At 58.1% G+C, this 20,911-nt stretch carries 19 protein-coding genes and 4 tRNA genes; all 23 read left to right on the forward strand.

Annotated features, from left to right (window positions below; translation table 11 throughout):
• Positions 1-44: 44 nt before the first annotated feature.
• The 23 genes from metX (at position 45) to yihA (ending at position 20,835) form a co-directional block, all read left to right on the forward strand.
• Positions 45-1,178, forward strand: coding sequence for a homoserine O-acetyltransferase MetX (metX, locus tag OS242_RS15300; RefSeq protein WP_267152566.1), 1,134 nt, complete (start codon positions 45-47; stop codon positions 1,176-1,178).
• Complete coding sequence (locus OS242_RS15305) at positions 1,168-2,553, forward strand: homoserine dehydrogenase (RefSeq protein WP_267152567.1); 1,386 nt, start codon at positions 1,168-1,170, stop codon at positions 2,551-2,553. Before metX ends, OS242_RS15305 begins: the two co-directional genes overlap by 11 nt.
• A gap of 360 nt (positions 2,554-2,913) precedes the next feature.
• A complete protein-coding gene (locus OS242_RS15310) occupies positions 2,914-3,531 on the forward strand; it encodes a succinate dehydrogenase cytochrome b558 subunit (RefSeq protein WP_267152568.1) in 618 nt (205 codons plus the stop codon).
• Between the two features lie 46 nt (positions 3,532-3,577).
• Complete coding sequence (sdhA, locus tag OS242_RS15315; RefSeq protein WP_267152569.1) at positions 3,578-5,350, forward strand: succinate dehydrogenase flavoprotein subunit; 1,773 nt, start codon at positions 3,578-3,580, stop codon at positions 5,348-5,350.
• 25 nt (positions 5,351-5,375) lie between these two features.
• Positions 5,376-6,125, forward strand: a complete 750-nt coding sequence (gene sdhB, locus OS242_RS15320) for a succinate dehydrogenase iron-sulfur subunit (protein WP_267152570.1) — start codon at positions 5,376-5,378, stop codon at positions 6,123-6,125.
• Between the two features lie 151 nt (positions 6,126-6,276).
• Complete coding sequence (locus OS242_RS15325; protein WP_267152571.1) at positions 6,277-6,735, forward strand: chemotaxis protein CheX; 459 nt, start codon at positions 6,277-6,279, stop codon at positions 6,733-6,735.
• A gap of 204 nt (positions 6,736-6,939) precedes the next feature.
• Positions 6,940-7,167, forward strand: a complete 228-nt coding sequence (locus OS242_RS15330; RefSeq protein ID WP_267152572.1) for a helix-turn-helix domain-containing protein — start codon at positions 6,940-6,942, stop codon at positions 7,165-7,167.
• Positions 7,168-7,328: 161 nt separating this feature from the next.
• A complete protein-coding gene (locus OS242_RS15335) occupies positions 7,329-7,772 on the forward strand; it encodes a MarR family winged helix-turn-helix transcriptional regulator (protein WP_267152573.1) in 444 nt (147 codons plus the stop codon).
• Positions 7,773-7,871: 99 nt separating this feature from the next.
• Complete coding sequence (gene racE / locus OS242_RS15340; protein WP_267152574.1) at positions 7,872-8,687, forward strand: glutamate racemase; 816 nt, start codon at positions 7,872-7,874, stop codon at positions 8,685-8,687.
• A 79-nt stretch (positions 8,688-8,766) separates the two neighbouring features.
• Positions 8,767-9,774 (forward strand): GerMN domain-containing protein, encoded by a 1,008-nt coding sequence (locus OS242_RS15345; protein WP_267152575.1) that lies wholly within the window; start codon positions 8,767-8,769, stop codon positions 9,772-9,774.
• 134 nt (positions 9,775-9,908) lie between these two features.
• Positions 9,909-10,670 carry a ribonuclease PH gene (gene rph / locus OS242_RS15350; RefSeq protein WP_267152576.1) on the forward strand — a complete coding sequence of 254 codons (762 nt, stop codon included), beginning with the start codon at positions 9,909-9,911 and terminating at the stop codon, positions 10,668-10,670.
• 47 nt (positions 10,671-10,717) lie between these two features.
• A complete protein-coding gene (gene rdgB, locus OS242_RS15355) occupies positions 10,718-11,323 on the forward strand; it encodes an RdgB/HAM1 family non-canonical purine NTP pyrophosphatase (protein WP_267152577.1) in 606 nt (201 codons plus the stop codon).
• On the forward strand, positions 11,320-11,874 hold the full coding sequence (locus OS242_RS15360) for a metallophosphoesterase family protein (RefSeq protein ID WP_267152578.1): 555 nt from the start codon (positions 11,320-11,322) through the stop codon (positions 11,872-11,874). Before rdgB ends, OS242_RS15360 begins: the two co-directional genes overlap by 4 nt.
• A 142-nt stretch (positions 11,875-12,016) precedes the next feature.
• Positions 12,017-12,090 (forward strand) — tRNA-Gly (locus OS242_RS15365).
• Between the two features lie 5 nt (positions 12,091-12,095).
• Positions 12,096-12,172: transfer RNA gene (locus OS242_RS15370), tRNA-Arg, on the forward strand.
• A 14-nt stretch (positions 12,173-12,186) separates the two neighbouring features.
• Positions 12,187-12,262 (forward strand) — tRNA-His (locus OS242_RS15375).
• A 24-nt stretch (positions 12,263-12,286) separates the two neighbouring features.
• A tRNA-Gln gene (locus OS242_RS15380) sits at positions 12,287-12,361 on the forward strand.
• 171 nt (positions 12,362-12,532) lie between these two features.
• Positions 12,533-13,837, forward strand: a complete 1,305-nt coding sequence (gene tig / locus OS242_RS15385) for a trigger factor (protein ID WP_267152579.1) — start codon at positions 12,533-12,535, stop codon at positions 13,835-13,837.
• Positions 13,838-13,997: 160 nt separating this feature from the next.
• Positions 13,998-14,588, forward strand: a complete 591-nt coding sequence (gene clpP / locus OS242_RS15390; RefSeq protein WP_267152580.1) for an ATP-dependent Clp endopeptidase proteolytic subunit ClpP — start codon at positions 13,998-14,000, stop codon at positions 14,586-14,588.
• Positions 14,589-14,601: 13 nt separating this feature from the next.
• Positions 14,602-15,852 carry an ATP-dependent protease ATP-binding subunit ClpX gene (gene clpX / locus OS242_RS15395; RefSeq protein ID WP_267152581.1) on the forward strand — a complete coding sequence of 417 codons (1,251 nt, stop codon included), beginning with the start codon at positions 14,602-14,604 and terminating at the stop codon, positions 15,850-15,852.
• A gap of 105 nt (positions 15,853-15,957) precedes the next feature.
• Positions 15,958-17,643 carry an ATP-dependent protease LonB gene (gene lonB, locus OS242_RS15400; RefSeq protein WP_267152582.1) on the forward strand — a complete coding sequence of 562 codons (1,686 nt, stop codon included), beginning with the start codon at positions 15,958-15,960 and terminating at the stop codon, positions 17,641-17,643.
• Between the two features lie 248 nt (positions 17,644-17,891).
• Positions 17,892-20,216 (forward strand): endopeptidase La, encoded by a 2,325-nt coding sequence (lon, locus tag OS242_RS15405; protein WP_267152583.1) that lies wholly within the window; start codon positions 17,892-17,894, stop codon positions 20,214-20,216.
• A gap of 7 nt (positions 20,217-20,223) precedes the next feature.
• Entirely contained in the window at positions 20,224-20,835 is a 612-nt protein-coding gene (gene yihA, locus OS242_RS15410; RefSeq protein WP_267152584.1) for a ribosome biogenesis GTP-binding protein YihA/YsxC, read from the forward strand.
• Positions 20,836-20,911: the final 76 nt, after the last annotated feature.

Below are 20,911 nucleotides of genomic sequence, written 5' to 3' on the forward strand. Positions count from 1 at the left end.
TGTATCTGTCAGGTGTTTGTCTCCGGGAAAGGCAGGGAGAACGAGTGAACCACACAGCAACTTGGGATGAGACAGCGATTTGGAGTGGGCGGCAGACCCTCGCGCTTGGCCGTGTGCAACTGGAGGCGGGGGAGACATTGCCGGAGGTGGAAGTGGCGTATGAGACGTTTGGCCGGCTCAACGCGGCGAAAGACAATGCGGTGCTGATCTGCCACGCGCTGACCGGCGATGCGCACGCAGGGGGACCGACGGAGGAGCCGGGCTGGTGGCAGCCGCTGATCGGGCCGGGCAAGGCGCTCGACCCGGAGCGGTGGTACATCATCTGCTCAAACGTGCTCGGCGGCTGCAACGGCACCACCGGGCCGCAGTCGCCCGATCCGGCGCAGGACGGCCGCCCCTACGGCAGCCGCTTTCCGCTGATCACGATCCGCGACATGGTGAACGTGCAGCGACAGTTGGTCGACGCGCTTTGCATCGGCGAACTGGCGTTGGTGCTGGGCGGCTCGATGGGCGGGCTGCAGGTGATCGAGTGGGCGGTGAGCTACCCGGAGCGGGTGCGGGCCTGTATCCCGATGGCCGCGTCGGGGCAACTGTCCGCGCTGGCCATCGCCTACAACGAGGCGATGCGCTCCGCCATCGAAAGCGACCCGGCGTTTGCCGGCGGCGACTACTACGGCACGGCGGGGCCGGTCAACGGCCTCGCGCTGGCACGCAAGATCGGCATGATCACCTATCGTTCGTTCTCTCTGTTTCAATCCCGTTTCGGTCATGAGACGTCGGCGGCCGACGCGCCGCTCGGACACACCAAATTTCAGATCGAAACCTACCTCGACCATCAAGGAGCCAAACTGGTCAACCGCTTTGACGCCAACTCCTATCTGCGCTTGATAAGGGCGATGGACCTGCACGACATCGGGCGGGGGCGCGGCGGAGTGGAGGCGGCGATCCAACGCATTCAGAGCGATCTGCTCTGGGTCGGCATCGATTCGGACCGACTCTATCCGGCGGAAGAGCAGCGGGCGTGGGCGGAGCGTATCCTTGCGCAGGGCAAGCGGGCCCTGTACCGCGAGATCGCCTCGGAGCACGGGCACGACGCGTTCCTGCTGGAGTTTGACCAGATCAATGACATCATCATCGACTTTGTGGGTCGAGTGGAGGGAAACACAGATGGCAGATAAAAAACAACAACTCATCAAGATCGGACTGCTGGGGCTGGGAACGGTCGGCGGCGGCGTGTACAAGACGATTCTGAACAATTTTGACGTGATCCGTACCCGCACCGGATGCGAGGTGACCGTCAGCCGAGTCCTCGTGCGCGATCTGGAGAAGGAACGGCAGCTCGATGTGGACGGCAGCCTGCTGACCTTGGAGCCGGAGGATCTGATCGGCGATGCGTCGATCGACATCTTTATTGAAGTGATGGGCGGAATCGAACCGGCCAAAACGATCATTCTCGATGTGCTGCGCTCCGGCCGCCATGTGATCACCGCCAACAAGGAATTGCTCGCCAAGCATGGGGCGGAACTGTTGGAAGTGGCGGAGGAGAACGGCGTCCACTTGCTGTTTGAAGCCAGCGTGGCGGGCGGCATCCCGATCATCCGTTTGCTGCAGGGGTATCTGACCGCCAATCGCGTGGACGGCATTTCCGGCATCCTGAACGGCACCTGCAACTACATCCTGACCAAGATGGCGAAAACGGGACGCGACTACAGCGAGATCCTCGAAGAAGCGAAGCTGCTCGGCTATGCGGAGGCCGACCCGACGTCGGACGTCGAAGGCTACGATGCCGCCTACAAACTGGCGATCCTCGCCAACCTTGCCTATGACGTGCAGGTGGAAACCGCGAACATTGAGCGGCAAGGCATCTCGCAGCTCAGCTCGGCAGACGTGAAAGCGGCCAAGCGGCTCGGCTACACGATCAAACTGGTCGGGGCGGCTGCCAAAGAGCAGGAAGGGGTGCGGTTGTCGGTGCGTCCGCGCCTGTTGCCGGACGACCACCCGCTGGCCCGCGTCGACGACGTGTTCAATGCCGTGACGGTGCAGGCGGACGTGGTCGGCGACCTGACCTTCATCGGCCGGGGAGCGGGCGAGCTGCCGACAGCGAGTGCGGTCGTCGAGGATCTGACGGCACTGCTGACAGGCGGCGATGCGATTCGGCGTCCGAGTTGGCACCGTCGCTTGGAAGAGAGCGCAAGCGGGGCGGAGGGCGGCGAACCGGGCGGTCTGTACCTGTCGGCGGCGTTCGACGAGCGGGAGTGTACCGAGCGTGCCGAGCGCTTGGAGGCGGCGTTGTTCACGCAGGGCGGGTTTGTCGCCAAAAGCGAGCGGCTGCCGCTTGGCGACGGCAAGATCTTGCAATCGTGGCTGTTAGGCGGCGTATCGGAAACACAGGTGCGGCAGGAGTGGCAGAAACAGGTGCAAAACGCCCCGCAAGCTCCTACGCTGCTGTTCTTGCCGGTTGAAGGTCCACTGGAACCGGGTGTAGAATGGATAGCAACAACAGGTAGTTCGTATCACGAAAGGAATTGGACGCTCGATTCGCAAGTCCTCTGACACAGGGCGAGGCACGGGGGTCATGCGAACCGCGCGCATGACCTCTTGTTTTTGCCCGGAGATGGTTATACTAGAAAGGAAGGCCACTCTTTGCGAATTTTGCGTCTATTCAAGTCGTAAGCTGTCGTCTTTGACAGTTTCTTGACATTACTTCTACCAAAACAGTACAATTTAAAAGGCATTGACTAGACCGCCTTTGGTGGCGCGGTGGCGTCAGACGGTCGCGGCACAAAAGGGGGCGCGTATATCGAGGTATTTTCCTGCGCGTGGCGGTATGTGACAATTTGCACGTGACAAATCTCACCTGCCCGATTTAGTTGAAAATGCTGTGTTGTTCATTTCCGGAAGGAGGTTCGAACCGTGGCGAACAATCAAGTGAGCCGAGAGTTTCTGTTCCGTCGGATGCACTCCCTGCTCGGCGTCATCCCGGTAACCCTGTTCCTGTTTATTCACCTGTTCACCAACTCGAGTGCGACCCTTGGTGAGAGCGCGTTCAACGAGCGCGTTGAATTCTTGGAGACTTTGCCTTTCTTGCCTTTCATTGAGTTCTTCTTCATCTTCTTGCCGCTCTTGTATCATGGCGTATACGGCATGTATGTGGCGTACACGTCCGGCTACAACGCAGGCAAGTACTCGTGGGGCCGCAACGTCTTCTTCGTCCTGCAGCGCACCACCGGTGTCTTCACGTTCATCTTCGTGATCTGGCATCTGTGGACCACCCGCTTCAGCGGCAACACTCCGAACTTCGACATGGTCACCCAGGTCGTGGACAGCCCGTTCGGGTACTGGTTCATGATCATCGGCACCGTGGCGGCAGTCTTCCACTTGGCAAACGGCCTGTGGGGCTTCTTCATCCACTGGGGCATCACTGTCGGCCCGCGCGCTCAACGCGTATCCGCTTACGCAATGATGGGTCTGTTCCTGGTCCTGTCCGCAGTCGGCGTCGCGGCGCTGAACGCGTTCTACGCAGCGGTGTAGGTTTCAGTCTGACAACAGCCTTACAGCCTTAGAGGGAGGAAACGCAATGAGCAACCAACGTATTATCGTCGTCGGCGGCGGTTTGGCAGGTTTGATGGCGACCATCAAAGCTTGCGAAGCCGGCATCCCGGTCGACCTGTTCTCTTTAGTACCTGTTAAGCGTTCCCACTCTGTGTGCGCACAGGGCGGGATCAACGGCGCCGTCAACACCAAGGGCGAGGGCGACTCCCCGTGGGAACACTTTGACGACTCCGTATACGGCGGCGACTTCCTCGCGAACCAACCGCCGGTCAAGGCGATGTGCGAAGCAGCGCCTGGCATCATCCATCTGCTCGACCGCATGGGTGTCATGTTCAACCGCACCCCGGAAGGTCTGCTCGACTTCCGCCGCTTTGGCGGCACCAAACATCACCGCACCGCTTTTGCAGGCGCGACCACCGGCCAGCAGTTGCTGTACGCGCTCGACGAGCAAGTGCGCCGTTTCGAATCGGCAGGCCTCGTGCAAAAGTACGAAGGCTGGGACTTCCTCTCGGCGATCCTCGACGATGAAGGCGTTTGCCGCGGCATCACCGCGCAAGACCTGCGCTCGATGGAAGTGCACGCATTCGCAGCGGACGCTGTGATCATGGCGACCGGCGGCCCGGGCCTCGTGTTCGGCCGTTCCACCAACTCGATCATCAACACCGGTACCGCAGCATCCGCTCTGTACCAACAAGGTGTCAAATATGCAAACGGTGAGTTCATCCAGATCCACCCGACCGCGATCCCGGGCGACGACAAGCTGCGCCTGATGTCCGAGTCGGCTCGCGGCGAAGGTGGCCGCGTCTGGACGTACAAAGACGGCAAACCGTGGTACTTCCTTGAGGAAAAATACCCGGCATACGGCAACCTCGTGCCGCGCGACATCGCGACCCGCGAGATCTTCCACGTCTGCGTCGACCTCGGCCTTGGCATCAACGGCGAGAACATGGTCTACCTCGACGTGTCTCACATCCCGAAAGAAAAGCTCGACGTCAAGCTCGGCGGCATCATGGAGATCTATGAGAAGTTTGCCGGCGACGACCCGCGCAAAGTCCCGATGAAGATCTTCCCGGCTGTCCACTACTCGATGGGCGGCATGTGGGTTGACTTTGTCGACGACGGCAAGACTCGCTACAACCAGATGACCAACATCCGCGGCCTTTTCGCAGCGGGCGAGTGCGAGTACCAGTACCACGGTGCAAACCGTCTGGGCGCAAACTCCTTGCTCTCCGCGATCTTCGGCGGCATGGTCACCGGTCCGTCCGCGGTCCGCTACATCAAGGGCCTCGACAAGTCCGCGTCTGACGTTGACAAGTCGGTCTTTGACACCGAGCGCAAAAAGCAGGAACAAAAATACGAGTCGATCCTCAAGATGGAGGGCACGGAAAACCCGTACCAGATCCACCGCGAACTCGGCCAGTGGATGACCGACAACGTCACCGTCGTCCGCTACAACGACCGTCTGAAGAAGACGGACGAGAAGATCCAAGAGCTGATGGAGCGTTGGAAGCGCATCAACATGTCCGACAAATCCAAGTGGGAGAACATGATGGCTCCGTTCACCCGCCAGCTGTGGAACATGCTCGAACTGTCCCGTGTCATCACCTTGTCGGCTCTCGACCGCGACGAGTCCCGCGGCGCGCACTACAAGCCGGACTTCCCGGAACGCGACGATGAGAAGTATCTGAAGACCACCATCGCCACCTTCACGGCGAACGGTCCGCAGATTTCGTACGAAGATGTCGACACCTCTCTGATCCCGCCGCGCAAACGCGACTACTCGAAAGATAAGTCCTAAGAGCTAGAGAAAGGAGGAGACAGTCATGAGTCAAAAAGAGATCCATCTGATCATCGAACGCCAAGACCATACGGATTCGGCTGCATACACGCAGGAGTTTAAGATCCCGTATCGTCCGAACATGAACGTTATCGCGTGCTTGATGGAGATCCAGCGCAACCCGACCGACAAAGACGGCAAAGGCACGTCCCCGGTCTGCTGGGAATCCAACTGCTTGGAGGAGGTTTGCGGCGCTTGCATGATGGTCATCAACGGCAAGCCGCGCCAAGCGTGCTCTGCTCTGATCGACCAGCTTGAGCAACCGATCCGTCTCAAGCCGGCACGCACCTTCCCCGTCGTTCGCGACCTCGTCATCGACCGCAGCCGCATGTTCAAAGCGCTGCAAAAGGTCAAGGCATGGGTGCCGATCGACGGTACCTACGACCTCGGTCCTGGCCCGCGCATGGCAGAACGCGACCGTCAGTGGGCGTATGAACTGTCCAAGTGCTTCACCTGCGGCGCGTGCGTCGAGGCATGCCCGAACGTCAACGAGCGCACCAAGTTCATCGGTCCGTTCGCGATCTCGCAGGTGCGCCTGTTCAACACGCACCCGACCGGTGAGATGCACAAGGAAGACCGTCTCGAGTCCCTGATGGGCGAAGGCGGCATCCACGAGTGCGGCAACTCGCAAAACTGCGTGCAGGTCTGCCCGAAAGGCATTCCGCTCACCACGTCGATCGCCGCAATGAACGGCGCGGTCAACCGCCACGCGATCGCTTCTTGGTTGAAGCGCTAATACGTGATCAGCTTTTCCGAAAAGACTGTCCGACCTCTCGGACAGTCTTTTTTCATTTCTTAATAAATGACAGACAGGAAAAAAGTCATCTCTTGTCGAATATGATCGCTACGTTTATTATAAAAAAATTATTGGTAAGGGGATGAGTCACGTGCATGGTCAGATCATCGTTCCATTCGTCGAGTCGGCGCAACAAGTGCTCCAGATGATGACTGCGAATCATTGGGTGCCGGGTGACGTCGTGCAGGCGACCCCCGATCTGCATGATCATCATGTTTGGATTCGCATCGATTTGAAAGGTGAAATAGATGGGCAGGTCGCATTTGGCCTGTCGCCAAGCGTTGCGCTGAAGATCGCCTCGGCGATGATGGGCGGATTTGAGCTGAGCGCATTTGACGAGATGAGCCAGAGTGCGGTGGCCGAGCTGGCGAACATGATATCCGGCAACGCTTGTTCGCAGATCGCCTCCAGCGGCGTCCACATCGACATCACACCGCCGCAGGTGCAGGTGGGCGAGCAGATCGTTCAGCCGGTGTCCGAGCTGGCGTACGCGGTGCCGCTCGAGTTGCAGGAACTGGGTATTCTCGAAATCAAACTGCTCATCGCCTGATCTGGTACACGCACCATCCGACCAACCTTCGTATACGATACGTTGAGACGACAAACGGGAGGTTGACACCTGCCTGGAACAGCGTATAGGGATAACGCCTATTTCCTCGTCCCACCTCGCACCAACCCCTGACAAGACTCATAAGATAACCTGACTGGTATCCCTGGACCTTGTATTCATGACCCGAGCAAGGAGGGATCGAGAGTGACAGCGGGAAAGGACACACGAGGAAAATCGCTACTGACCACCCGTGAGCGCGAAGTGTTTGAATTGCTCGTCCAAGACAAGACCACGAAAGAGATCGCCGAAAAGCTGTTTATCAGCGAAAAGACGGTCCGCAACCACGTGAGCAACGTCATGAAAAAGCTCAACGTCAAAGGACGTTCGCAAGCTGTGGTCGAATTGGTACGGCTCGGCGAGATTCAAATCTAAACGCTCCCCCGTCCGACTGTTGGGCCGTGCGCCCAACAGTCTTTTTTCTGACCGACTCGCACCTGGATTCAAATTTTATTATGCATGTAAATGGGGTTGATTGACCAAATGGTCAGGCCAGTGCTACAATAGCGGTGATCGTTGCACTCAGGAGGTAGCACATGACCCAACCCTTGCTTCATTCGGATCACGTCGAGGAACTCGAACTGTTGTTGCGCTTAATCGCCAAGGAAGTGCGGCGCAAAGGGCGCGAGATCTTGAACGACTTTTCGATCACCCCCCCTCAATTTGATGCCCTCAACTATCTGTGGGAGTTTGGCGACTTGACAATCGGAGAGTTGAGCAACAAACTCTACCTCGCCTACAGCACCACGACCGATCTCGTGGACCGCATGGAACGCAACGATTTGTGTGAACGGGTGCGCGACAAAAACGACCGCCGCGTCGTTCGATTGCATATGAAAGAAAAAGGCCGCGACCTGATTCAACGCGTGTTGATCGTGCGCCGCGAATACCTCGCGAAAGCACTGGTCCATGTCCCGGCAGCCGACCTTGAGGTACTTGCAGGTTCGCTGAAGGAAATCTATACTCATATCAGTGATTGAAAAAGAGAGCGTATCCGCGGCTGGTGTTCCGGCGATGGAGCGCTTTTCTTTTTTACAGAATAGTTGAACAGAATGTATCTGTGGAGAGGAACGATGAGCATGGCTTCCCGTAAACCGATCGGGGTGTTGGATTCTGGGTTTGGAGGTTTGACTGTCGTTGGCGAACTGATCCGCCAACTGCCTCAGGAAAATATCATCTATGTCGGCGACAATCAGCGCTGCCCGTACGGCAGCCGCGATCCGGAGGAAGTGCGCCGCTTTTTGTTTGAAATCATGGACTTTTTGGTGGAGCAGGATGTGAAGATGATCATCATCGCCTGCAACACCGCCACCGCAGCCGGGCTGGAGGCGGCCCATCAGCGCTACTCCGTGCCGGTGATCGGCGTGATCACGCCGGGCAGCCGGGCGGCGATCTCCGCGACCAAAAGCGGGCGCGTCGGCGTGATCGGCACCGATGTGACGATCCAAAGCGACGCGTACCGTCGCGAGATGCACCGCATCAACCCGCGCCTGGACGTCGTCAACCGGGCCTGTCCGCCGTTCGTCCGCCTCGTCGAAGAAGACATCGCCGAGTCGGAGGAAGCGCGGGAGATGATCGCTACCTATCTGCAACCGATGCAAAAAGAGAACATCGACACGCTGATCCTCGGTTGCACGCACTATCCGTTGCTCGCTCCGATGATCGGCGGCGTGATGGGCGAGTCGGTGCAGTTGATCAATTCGGCAGAGGAGACCGCCCGCGAGGCCAGTACCGTGCTGTCGGTGATCCACAAACTGTCCGATCAAAACCCGCACCCCGACTATCAATTTTACACAACGGGCGATCCAGAATGGTTTGCCGCGGTCGGCAGCCGCTGGCTGAAGCGGCCGATCCGCGTCGACAGCGTGACGCTCGGGGACTCGGACACCGTCTAGGACAAAATACAAGCATATCTCCGCTAAGGGCTCGTATACATGTAGTAAGAAAACCCCTTTAGTGGAGGAGGACGAAACGATGCGTAAGAAAAATCTCGCGTTGGTCGGTGTCCTCGCGGTGTCCCTTCTGGCGACAGGTTGCTCCCTCACTCCGGAAAAAACCTCCAGCCCGACCGGTCCGTCGCAAGGCGCAAAACAAGGTGAACAAGCTGAAAATGTGATGCCGACGACGGTCTACGCGGTAAACCAAAACGGTTTTGTCGTACCGCTGAACATCAAGATCGGCAAAACGGAAGGTGTGGCCAAAGCCACGCTTCAACATATGATCAAAGCAGGCGCAGGCGATGCGGCGCTGACCGGCACCGGGCTCACCAACGTGCTGCCCAAAGGCACCGAGATCCGCGGTCTCGTCATCGACAAAGGGATGGCTCGCGTTGATTTCTCCAAAGAAGTACTGGATTACAAAACGGCTGAGGAAGAGCGCGCCATCGTCGACGCGGTGGTCTGGACGCTGACTTCGCTGCCCAATGTCGACAAAGTCCAACTGCTCTTCGACGGCCATGTCAAGCCGACGATGAAGATGGGTACGCCGGTCGCCGATCCGATCTCCCGGGAGAGCGGGATCAACCTGCAGGTGCAGTCGGAAGTCAACCCGACCAACGCGACCAAGCTTACCCTGTATTTTGAAGGGGCAAACGACAAGGGCAACTTCAACTACCTCGTGCCGGTCACCCGCATCGTGCCGAATGTCAAAGATCAGAACATGGTCGACCTGACGCTGGCCGAACTGGCAAAAGGACCGAACGCAGCCGGTCTTGATCCGGTGGTGATGCCGACGATGAAGCCGCTCAAGACCGACATCAAGGAAAAGACGGCGACGCTGGACTTTGGCGACGATTTCCAAGCGGCGACCTCGACCACGGCCGGAGCGAGCATGATCCACTCCATCGTGCTGTCGGTGGCGGCCAACTCGGAGGTCGAGCAGATCCAGTTTACCGTCAACGGCCAGATGCCCGGGCTGACCGACGGCTTTGACCTGACCAAGCCGGTCGCGGTGCCGAAAGTGGTCAACGAGCAACAGTTGTAAACAGGGAGCTGGGAACGGGGTCTTGGCCCCGTTCTTTTATTTTCTTGACAACAAACTCGATTTTCAGGTTATCCTAACAGAGTGTTGTTTTGGATTTGGAACTTTGGAATGGGATCGAAGGGGAGGACTTACGAATGCGGATTGACGGGAGAAAACCGAACGAAACGCGTGAGATCAGCATTGAACGGCATTATATCAAGCACGCGGAGGGCTCGGTGCTGATCTCGGTCGGCGATACGAAAGTGATTTGCACCGTGACGGTGGAGGACAAAGTGCCGCCGTTCCTGCGCAACTCCGGGACCGGCTGGATCACCGCCGAATACGGCATGCTGCCTCGCTCGACCGGCACGCGCAACCAGCGTGAGGCGACGCGCGGCAAGGTGGGCGGACGGACGATGGAGATCCAGAGGCTGATCGGCCGCGCGTTGCGCTCGGTGGTCGATCTGAAGGCACTCGGCGAAAAGACGCTGTGGATCGACTGCGACGTGATTCAGGCGGACGGCGGCACGCGCACCGCTTCGATCACCGGCGCGTTTGTGGCGTTGGTGGACGCGTTGTATGCGCGGATGCGGGACGGTGCCTTGTCGACGATGCCGGTCACCGACTTTTTGGCGGCGACATCGGTCGGCGTAGTGGGCGGAACGCCGGTGCTCGACCTGCGCTATGAAGAGGACTCTTCGGCGAAGGTGGACATGAACATCGTGATGACCGGAGCCGGCAAATTTGTCGAGCTGCAAGGCACGGGCGAGGATGAGCCGTTCTCGATGGAAGAGCTGAACGAACTGATCGCGCTCGGCAAACACGGTGTGGAGTATTTGATCAGCAAGCAAAAAGAAGCGCTCGGCGAGATCGCCAACTTGATCACCGACAAGGCGAACGCGACGACCGGCGCGTAAAGGGATACATAGGAGTCACGGAGGTTGAAGGGATCATGGAGGAACGGATGAGGATAAAACTCCTGCTGGCGACCCGAAATCCTGGCAAGGTGCGGGAGATCGCGGCCTTTTTCGCGGAGCTCGGCTGGGAAGTCGAGCCGGTGCCGGCCGACGCGCCGGAAGTGGTGGAGGACCGGGACACATTTGCCGGCAATGCGGCCAAAAAGGCGGAGGAGATCGCCGCCTTTTACAACGGTCCGGCTTTGGCGGATGATTCAGGGCTGGAAGTCGATGCGCTGGAAGGGCGTCCGGGCGTCTATTCGGCGCGCTTTGCAGGTGAAAACGCGACCGATGCGGACAACAACCGCAAACTGCTGGAAGAACTGAGTGGGCTGTGGCCGGACGATCATCCGACCGCGCGGTTTGTTTCGGCGATCGCGCTGGCACGACCGGGGCAGGAGACGCTGGTGTCGTTTGGCACGCTGGAAGGCGTGATCACGCGGGAAGCGCGGGGGAGCAACGGATTTGGCTACGACCCGCACTTCGAAGTGGAACGATCGGGCCGGACGCTGGCCGAGATGTCGGTCGAAGAGAAAAACCGCATCTCCCACCGGGCCAAAGCGCTCCGCAGCATGGTCGACATGCTCCGAATGGAACAGGATCAGCAGGCATGACAGCCGACGTGCTGCGGATCTTGATCGTCAGCGACACGCACGGGCGCACCGACCGCTTGGAAAAAGTGCTTGCCAAGGCTCCGGCGTACGAGTGGCTGATCCACGCGGGCGATCATGCCGCCGATGATTGGGACGATATCGCCGCCAACGTCCGGGAAGCGGGCTGCACGCTCCTCAACGTCTGCGGCAACTGCGACGCGACCGGCAGCGCGGATGTCGAGCGGACTTTTGACGCGCTCGGCGTGCCCGGCCTCATTCTGCACGGGCATACGATGCAGGTGAAGACTTCGCCGCTGCCGTTGTTTTACCGGGCCAGAGAGGCGGGCGCGAAGTGGGTCGTCTACGGACACACGCACATGCCGACCCTGTACGTCGAGGAAGACATCGTCTTTCTCAACCCCGGCTCGCTGTCGTATCCGCGCGGCTATACGGAGCCTACGTATGCGCATGTGGAGATGCGGCGGACTTTGGCTGGCGTGGAAGCGGTATTTTGTTTCTATACGCTCGGCGGCATGCCGATTTCGGCGTTTGACCTGACACATCGTTTTTAGTACCATAGGTGGTGAAGAGACCGCTGTACGAGCGGCGGTCTTCTTTCTCATCATTTTTTGAAATCACGCTTGACGATGAGATACGCATCTGATATACTGATGATCGTCGCCGAGAGAACAGACGACAGGCACGAAACAACGTGCGGGTGTAGTTCAATGGTAGAACTCCAGCCTTCCAAGCTGGTCGCGTGGGTTCGATTCCCATCACCCGCTCCATATTTGTCTCAGTAGCTCAGTTGGATAGAGCAACCGCCTTCTAAGCGGTCGGTCGGGGGTTCGAATCCCTCCTGGGACGCCATTTTTACTCCTATGGCGGTCGTGGCGAAGTGGTTAACGCATCGGATTGTGGCTCCGACACTCGAGGGTTCGATTCCCTTCGATCGCCCCATTTTTCAAAATCAACCCAAAACGTTGGGGAGTCGCCAAGCGGTAAGGCAACGGACTTTGACTCCGTCATGCGAAGGTTCGATCCCTTCCTCCCCAGCCAAACAGCTTCGACAGAAAAACCCTCGCGATTGATTCGCGGGGGTTTTTTGATGTTTGAAACTGTGCCCGTTTGTGTTATAATGTGGTGGTCTATATTTTGAAAATAACGTGGACAAGCCACGAACTACATAGGTCGAGCTTTCCGCACCAGCAAGTAAGGAGGACTATTAAAATGGCAGTTGCAGTTAAGAAATGGGAAAAAATAGAGAAGAACGTTGGCGTCCTGGAGTTCGAGGTAGGCGTCGAAGAAGTCAACCAATCGCTTGACGCGGCCTTCAAAAAAGTCGTGAAAGACGTTTCCATGCCGGGCTTCCGCAAAGGCAAAGTGCCGCGTGCGATCTTCGAAAACCGCTACGGCGTCGAGGTATTATATCAAGACGCGCTGGACATCCTGTTATCGGCAGCCTATCCGGAAGCCGTTCGCGAAGCGGACGTCATCCCGGTCGACCGTCCGTCCATCGACGTGGTCGAGTTCGGCAAAGACCAAGCAGCTCTGATCAAGGCGACGATCACCGTCAAGCCGGAAGTCGAGTTGGGCGAATACAAAGGCATCTCCGTCGAGAAGAAAGACTTCTCCGTCGCGGCTGACCAAGTCGAAGAAGAGCTGAAAAACCTGCAAAAGTCCCACGCGGAGATCGTTATCGCGGAAGAGGGCACTGCGGTTGAAAACGGCGACACCGTCGTCATGGACTTCAAAGGTTTCGTCAATGGCGAAGCGTTCGAAGGCGGCGAAGCGGACAACTACCAGCTCGAGATCGGTTCCGGCATGTTCATCCCGGGCTTCGAAGAGCAACTCGTCGGCCTGAAAAAGGGCGAAGAGAAAGACATCACCGTCAACTTCCCGGAAGAGTACCACGTGAAGACCCTCGCAGGTCAACCGGCTACCTTCCAAATCAAACTGCATGACATCAAGCGCAAGCAACTGCCGGTTCTCGACGACGAGTTCGCGAAGGACATCTCCGAATTCAACACGCTGGACGAATTGAAAGCAGACATCGAGAATAAACTCAAGGAAAAAGCAGACGCAGACGCGAAGAACTACTTCGAAGAAGCTGTGATCTCCAAAGCTGTCGAGAACGCTACCGTGGAAATCCCGGACGCGATGATCGAAAACGAGATCGAAGTCCTGCTGAACGACTTCAAACAACGCTTGCAAATGCAAGGCATCCCGTTTGACGCGTACATCCAGTTCACCGGCACCGACGAGTCTTCCCTGAAGGGCGAGTTCCGCGCTCAAGCGGAAACCCGCGTTCGCACCGGCCTCGTGCTGGAAGCGATCACCGAAAAAGAAGGTCTGGAAGCTTCCGAAGGCGAAGTAAACGCAGAGCTGGAAAAAATCGCAGAATCCGCGAAGCTCGACGTGGACCGCGTCAAAGCGATCCTCGAAGCTCGCGACCCGGGCCTGTCCAACCTGCTGGCAGACATCAAGACCCGCAAGACGGTCGAACTGTTGGTAGAATCTGCTAAGGCTGAGTAATTTCCAGCCCCGGCATTTTGTGATACACTAACATACAGCATCACCCCATATGCGGAATCAAACAAGGCACTTTTCATAAAGTGCCTTGTTTTTCCAAAAATACATAGTATGTGGCTTTCCATCAGGAGCTTTTCATCCAGGAGCAGAGGAGGAGAAGAGATTGAATCTGGTACCGATGGTAATCGAGCAGACCAGCCTCGGCGAGCGGAGCTATGACATCTACTCGCGGCTGCTGAAAGACCGCATCATCTTCATCGGCTCTGCGATTGATGACTATGTGGCCAACTCCGTGATCGCCCAGCTGCTGTTTTTGGCAGCCGATGACCCGGAGAAGGACATTCACATGTACATCAACTCCCCGGGTGGCAGCGTCACGGCCGGCATGGCGATCTTTGACACGATGAACTTCATCAAGCCCGACGTGTCGACGATCTGCATCGGCATGGCGGCGAGCATGGGCGCGTTTCTGTTGACCGCAGGTAAAAAAGGCAAGCGGTACTGCTTGCCGAACAGTGAAGTCATGATCCACCAACCTCTTGGAGGCGTGAGCGGACAAGCGGAAGTGATCCGCATCCACGCTGAGTTGATCTTGAAGACAAGAGATCGCTTGAACCGCATCATGGCTGACCGCACCGGACAGCCATTGGAAGTGATTGAGAAAGATACGGATCGCGACAACTACATGACCGCGGAACAAGCGCAAGCATACGGGCTGATCGATCAGGTCATCTCGCGAACTGATTTGATGTAAAGGGGGGAATCCGATGTTCAAATTCAACGACGATAAAGGCCAACTCAAATGCTCCTTCTGTGGCAAGACCCAGGATCAAGTACGCAAATTGGTGGCCGGCCCGGGTGTTTATATCTGCGATGAATGCATCGAACTCTGCAACGAAATCGTTGAGGAGGAACTCGGCGAAGAAGAATTCGAAATGAAGGATGTCCCGAAACCTCGGGAGATCCGTGACATTCTCGATCAATATGTCATCGGACAAGACGCGTCGAAAAAAGCGCTGGCCGTGGCGGTCTACAACCACTACAAGCGCATCAACACGCCGTCGAAAACCGATGAGGTGGAACTCTCCAAATCGAACATCCTGCTGATCGGTCCGACCGGTTCCGGCAAGACGCTGCTCGCGCAGACGCTTGCTCGCATCCTGAACGTGCCGTTCGCCATCGCCGACGCGACCTCGCTGACCGAGGCCGGCTACGTCGGGGAGGACGTCGAGAACGTGTTGCTCCGTCTGATCCAGGCGGCCGACTACGATGTGGAGAAAGCCCAAAAAGGCATCATCTACATCGACGAAATCGACAAGATCGCCCGCAAGTCGGAAAACCCGTCGATCACGCGCGACGTGTCCGGCGAAGGCGTGCAACAGGCGCTCTTGAAGATCCTCGAAGGCACCACCGCTTCCGTCCCGCCGCAAGGGGGCCGCAAGCATCCGCATCAGGAGTTCATCCAGATCGACACCAAGGACATCCTTTTCATCTGCGGCGGTGCGTTTGACGGCATGGAATCGATCATCAAGCGCCGTCTCGGCGAAAAGGTGATCGGCTTCAACCAAGCCCAGCAAAAGGTCGAAGAGAAAGAGTTCCTCTTCTCCCGCCTGATGCCGGAAGACCTGCAGCGCTACGGCCTGATCCCGGAGTTTGTCGGCCGTCTGCCGGTCCTGACCGCGCTGGAGCCGCTCGACATCGAGGCGCTCAAGCGCATCTTGACCGAGCCGAAAAATGCCATCGTGAAGCAGTACCAACGTCTGCTCCAGATGGACAGCATCGACCTCGAATTTACCGACGAAGCGCTGGAAGAGATCGCAGCAGAAGCGATCAAGCGCAAAACCGGTGCCCGCGGCCTGCGTGCGATCATCGAATCGACGATGCTCGAAGTGATGTTCGACCTGCCGTCCCGCGACGAGATCGAAAAATGCGTCATCACCCCGGAAGCGGTACGCGGCGAAAAAGGCCCGGACCTCGTCTTGGCAGATGGCTCCACGAAACAGGAAGAACCGGCATAAGCCGGTTCTTTTTTGTATTCTGAATAGGTTTATACAAGTGCTTCCAGCGGACATACTATTCACATCCAAAGCGCGAACGTGAAGGATGAGGAGGTATTGCCTGTGATGAGTTTCACTACGATTCTCAGTCTGGTGCAAGTGTTTTTTGCCGTCGTAATCGGCCTGTATTTCTGGAACCAACTGCGCTCCCAATCAAACAACCGCTCGGCCATCGAGGCCGAGTCGCGAAAAGAGCTGGAAAAACTGCGCAAGATGCGGGCGATCTCGCTCACCGAGCCGCTGGCTGAAAAGACGCGTCCGTCCAAGTTTGAAGAGATCGTCGGGCAAGCGGACGGTCTGCGGGCGTTGCGTGCCGCGCTGTGCGGTCCCAATCCGCAGCACGTCATCGTCTACGGCCCGCCTGGCGTAGGCAAGACGGCAGCGGCCCGCCTCGTGCTCAGCGAGGCCAAAAAGATCTCGATCTCGCCGTTTTCCAAAGACGCCAAATTTATCGAACTCGACGCCACCACCGCACGCTTTGACGAGCGGGGCATCGCCGACCCGCTGATCGGCTCTGTGCATGATCCGATCTACCAAGGGGCCGGAGCGATGGGCATGGCGGGCATTCCGCAGCCCAAGCCCGGTGCCGTGACAAAAGCGCACGGCGGGGTGCTGTTCATCGACGAGATCGGCGAACTGCATCCGATTCAGATGAACAAACTGCTCAAAGTGCTGGAGGATCGCAAAGTCTTCTTGGAAAGCGCCTACTATTCTTCGGAAGACAATCAAGTTCCGAGCCACATCCACGACATTTTCCAAAACGGCTTGCCGGCCGACTTCCGGCTGATCGGCGCGACGACGCGCACGCCCGATGAGATCCCGCCGGCGATCCGCTCCCGCTGCGTGGAGATCTTCTTCCGCGCGCTGAAGCCCGATGAGATCCAATCGATCGTCCGCACGGCTGCGAAAAAAATCCTGTTTGACATCGAGGACGGCGCGGTCGAGACGATTGCCCGCTACGCCACCAACGGCCGGGAAGCGGTCAACGTGGTGCAGACAGCCGCCGGGATCGCGCTCGGTGAAACGCGCAAAAACATCCGCACCTCCGACGTGGAGTGGGTGATCAACTCCAGCCAGATCTCGCCCCGCCCGGAACGCCGGGTGCCGGAGCTGCCGCAGGTTGGATTTGTCAACGGGCTGGCGGTGTACGGTCCGAACATGGGCATGCTGCTCGAGATCGAGGTGACGGCGACAAAAGCGATGCCAGGCCTTGGCTCGATCAACATCACCGGTGTCGTCGAGGAAGAGCAGACCAACGGCGGTGCACGCAGCACGCGGCGCAAATCGATGGCGAAAGGCTCGGTCGAAAACGTGATGACCGTGCTGCGCCGCACGATGGATGTCGATCCCCGCGACTACGACCTGCACGTCAACTTCCCCGGCGGCATCCCGGTGGACGGTCCGTCGGCCGGCATCACGATGGCGACGGCGATCTACTCGGCGATCAAAGGCATCCCGGTCGACAATCGCCTTGCCATGACCGGCGAAGTGTCGATCCGCGGGTTCGTCAAACCGATCGGCGGCGTCGTCGCCAAAGTCGAAGCGGCCAAGCAGGCCGGAGCGACGCGAGTGATCATCCCGAAAGACAACTGGCAGGACCTCTTCAAATCGATGCCCGACATCGAGGTGATCGCGGTCGAGCGCATCGAAGAGGTGCTGAACGCGTCCCTCGCGCCGCAGCCGGAACCGGAGTCTTCCTCCGTGCCGGCACCGGCGACCGGACTGCTTAGCGCGTCTCCGCTCAATCTGTAAGTCCACCCTCATACCGAACAAAAGCAGGGAGCCGTTCTCCCTGCTTTTGTTCTGCTCTTCGGACGGTGTTTAAGGCGGGGCGACTTCGCATAGAATAAACGTGCTATCCAATCCCTGTCACCGTCCCGTTTGGTCAAGATTAGACAAACAACAGGGGCTTACGGTACAATGAAGGTCATACTGGTAGAAGGGTATTTTTACCTGAACGATTTGCTACTCTTAGCTGCTGCGATTTGGAGGTGAATGCGATGGGAATCAGTTCGAACAAACGCACGTTGCCGCTGTTGCCCTTGCGCGGTTTGCTGGTCTACCCGACGATGGTGTTGCATTTGGACGTTGGGCGTGACAAATCGGTACGCGCTCTGGAAAAGGCGATGGTCGGCGAAAACCTGATCCTCCTCGTATCCCAGATTGAAACACACGTTGACGACCCGGAGCCGGAAGATATCTTCCGCATGGGCACGATTGCCCGCGTCAAGCAAATGCTCAAGCTGCCAAACGGTACGTTGCGCGTGCTGGTCGAAGGGTTGAACCGGGCTTCCATACTGAACTACCTGGATACGGACGACGATCATTTTACCGTCGAGGTCGAAGAGATCCTCGAAGAGGAAGAGCACGACGCTGAGGTCGACGCCTTGATGCGCGCCGTGTTGCACCAGTTTGAACAGTATATCAAGATCTCGAAAAAGATCACCCAAGAGACGCTGGCTTCCGTCACCGATATCGACGATCCGGGCCGTCTCGCCGACGCCATCGCGTCGCACCTGACCTTGAAGATCAAGGACAAACAGGACATCCTCGAAGCGGTCGACGTCAAAGATCGCTTGGAGCGTCTGCTCAAGATCCTCTCGGATGAGCGCGAAGTGTTGGAACTGGAGCGCAAGATCAACCAGCGCGTTCGCAAACAGATGGAGAAGACGCAGAAGGAATACTATCTGCGCGAACAGATGAAGGCGATCCAAAAGGAACTCGGCGACAAAGAAGGCCGCGCCGGTGAAGCGGACGAACTTCGCGAACTGCTCGAGAAGAAAAATCCGCCGGATGAAGTCCGCGCCAAAGTCGAGAAGGAGATCGACCGCCTCGAAAAGATGCCCGCCACTTCGGCGGAAGGCTCGGTCATCCGCACGTATATCGACTGGCTGCTCCAGATCCCGTACAACGAGGCAGCCGAGGAGAACATCGACATCCAACGCGCCGAACAAGTGTTGGAAGAAGAGCACTACGGCTTGGAAAAGATCAAAGAGCGCATCCTCGAATATCTCGCGGTGCAAAAGTTGGTCGGCCGCCTGAAAGGACCGATCCTCTGCTTGGTCGGACCGCCGGGCGTCGGCAAAACGTCGCTGGCCCGCTCCATCGCCACCGCGCTCGGCCGCAAGTTTGTCCGTGTGTCGCTGGGCGGCGTGCGTGACGAAGCGGAGATTCGCGGACACCGCCGTACATATGTCGGAGCGATGCCGGGACGCATCATCCAAGGGATGAAGCAGGCTGGCGAAGTCAACCCGCTGTTCTTGCTCGACGAGATCGACAAGATGACCAACGATTTCCGCGGCGATCCGTCTTCCGCGCTGCTCGAAGTACTCGATCCGGAGCAGAACAACACGTTCAGCGACCATTACATCGAGATGCCGTACGACCTGTCGAAGGTGATGTTCATCACCACCGCCAACGTGCTGCACAACATCCCGCAGCCGTTGATGGACCGGATGGAAGTGATCCACCTCTCCGGCTACACGGAGCTGGAGAAACTGCATATTGTCAAAAACCACCTGCTCAAGAAGCAGATGGAAAACCACGGCCTCAAATCGGAGCAGATGCAGATCAGCGACGAAGCGATCTACACCGTCATCCGCGGCTACACTCGCGAGGCGGGCGTCCGCAACTTGGAGCGTCAGATCGGTGCCATCGCCCGCAAGACGGCAAAGCAGATCGTATCGGGCGAAGCGGAGTCGGTGGAAGTCACGCCGGAGAAGGTCAAGGAGTTCCTCGGCGGCGAACGGTTCCGCCACGGCCTCGCCGAAAAGGAAAACCAAGTTGGCGTCGTGACCGGCCTCGCGTGGACAGCCGTCGGCGGCGACACGCTGTCGATTGAAGCGGCGACCTACCCTGGCAAAGGCAAGCTCTCCCTGACCGGGCAGCTCGGCGACGTGATGAAAGAATCGGCGCAGGCGGCGTTTACCTACATCCGCACCCGCACCGAGACGCTTGGGATCGACCCGGCACAGCTTGAGACGCGCGACATCCATCTGCATATCCCGGAAGGCGCGATCCCGAAAGACGGTCCGTCGGCCGGCATCTCGATGTGCACCGCGCTCGCTTCCGTCCTGTCCGGCATTCCGGTCTCCAAAGACATCGCGATGACCGGCGAGATCACCTTGCGCGGCCACGTGTTGCCGATTGGCGGCGTCAAAGAAAAGACGATGAGCGCCCATCGCGCCGGGATCAAGAAAGTCCTGTTGCCCATCGACAACAAAAAGGACATCGAGGATATCCCGGAATCGGTTCGCGACGAGCTGGAGATCGTGCTCGTCGAACATATGGACCAGGTGTTAGAACACGCATTGGTGAGGGACTAAACAACTTATGATTATCAAAGACGCAAAGTTTATCATCAGCGCAGTCAAGCCGCATCAATACCCGGAAGGCGATCTCCCCGAGATCGCCCTCGCCGGGCGTTCGAACGTCGGCAAATCGTCGCTGATCAACCGACTGCTCGGCCGCCGCAACTTGGCCCGCACCTCGGGCACGCCGGGCAAGACGCAACAGCTCAACTACTACCTGATCAACGAAGACCTCTACTTTGTCGACCTGCCCGGCTACGGCTTTGCCCGCGTACCGAAGGACGTCAAGGCGCAATGGGGCAAGATGATCGGCGGCTACCTCGACAACCGGGAGAACCTCAAACTGTCGCTCCAGTTGATCGACATCCGCCACGCTCCTTCCAAAGAGGACGTGGAGATGTACCAGTATTTCGCCCATTACAACCGCCCCCATGCGATCATCGCCACCAAGGCGGACAAGATCGCCCGCGGTCAATACCAAAAGCATCTCAAGGTGATCCGCGAGACGCTGCAGGTGCTCCCGAACACGCCGATGATCATCACCTCGGCCGACTCCGGCCTCGGTCGTCAGGAAGTCTGGAATCTGATCGCCAAGTACACAGGATTTGAAGAGATCGTCCCCCCCTCTCTGTAAAGAGCAGGGGTTTTTTATTTCCAAAAAAGTTTGAAGGGATCTTCGTGCGGCTTCCGTCTATAGGGGCAAAGGGACT

The organism is Tumebacillus lacus (assembly GCF_026410385.1).
Taxonomy (GTDB): domain Bacteria; phylum Bacillota; class Bacilli; order Tumebacillales; family Tumebacillaceae; genus Tumebacillus; species Tumebacillus lacus.

What these genes read in the sequence shown, in the direction of transcription:
- OS242_RS15305 (WP_267152567.1), top strand. Translation starts at nt 1,168, where the DNA reads ATGGCAGATAAAAAACAACAACTCATCAAGATCGGACTGCTGGGGCTG.
- sdhA (WP_267152569.1), top strand. Translation starts at nt 3,578, where the DNA reads ATGAGCAACCAACGTATTATCGTCGTCGGCGGCGGTTTGGCAGGTTTG.
- sdhB (WP_267152570.1), top strand. Translation starts at nt 5,376, where the DNA reads ATGAGTCAAAAAGAGATCCATCTGATCATCGAACGCCAAGACCATACG.
- OS242_RS15335 (WP_267152573.1), top strand. Translation starts at nt 7,329, where the DNA reads ATGACCCAACCCTTGCTTCATTCGGATCACGTCGAGGAACTCGAACTG.
- racE (WP_267152574.1), top strand. Translation starts at nt 7,872, where the DNA reads ATGGCTTCCCGTAAACCGATCGGGGTGTTGGATTCTGGGTTTGGAGGT.
- OS242_RS15345 (WP_267152575.1), top strand. Translation starts at nt 8,767, where the DNA reads ATGCGTAAGAAAAATCTCGCGTTGGTCGGTGTCCTCGCGGTGTCCCTT.
- rph (WP_267152576.1), top strand. Translation starts at nt 9,909, where the DNA reads ATGCGGATTGACGGGAGAAAACCGAACGAAACGCGTGAGATCAGCATT.
- rdgB (WP_267152577.1), top strand. Translation starts at nt 10,718, where the DNA reads ATGAGGATAAAACTCCTGCTGGCGACCCGAAATCCTGGCAAGGTGCGG.
- OS242_RS15360 (WP_267152578.1), top strand. Translation starts at nt 11,320, where the DNA reads ATGACAGCCGACGTGCTGCGGATCTTGATCGTCAGCGACACGCACGGG.
- tig (WP_267152579.1), top strand. Translation starts at nt 12,533, where the DNA reads ATGGCAGTTGCAGTTAAGAAATGGGAAAAAATAGAGAAGAACGTTGGC.
- clpX (WP_267152581.1), top strand. Translation starts at nt 14,602, where the DNA reads ATGTTCAAATTCAACGACGATAAAGGCCAACTCAAATGCTCCTTCTGT.
- lonB (WP_267152582.1), top strand. Translation starts at nt 15,958, where the DNA reads ATGAGTTTCACTACGATTCTCAGTCTGGTGCAAGTGTTTTTTGCCGTC.
- lon (WP_267152583.1), top strand. Translation starts at nt 17,892, where the DNA reads ATGGGAATCAGTTCGAACAAACGCACGTTGCCGCTGTTGCCCTTGCGC.
- yihA (WP_267152584.1), top strand. Translation starts at nt 20,224, where the DNA reads ATGATTATCAAAGACGCAAAGTTTATCATCAGCGCAGTCAAGCCGCAT.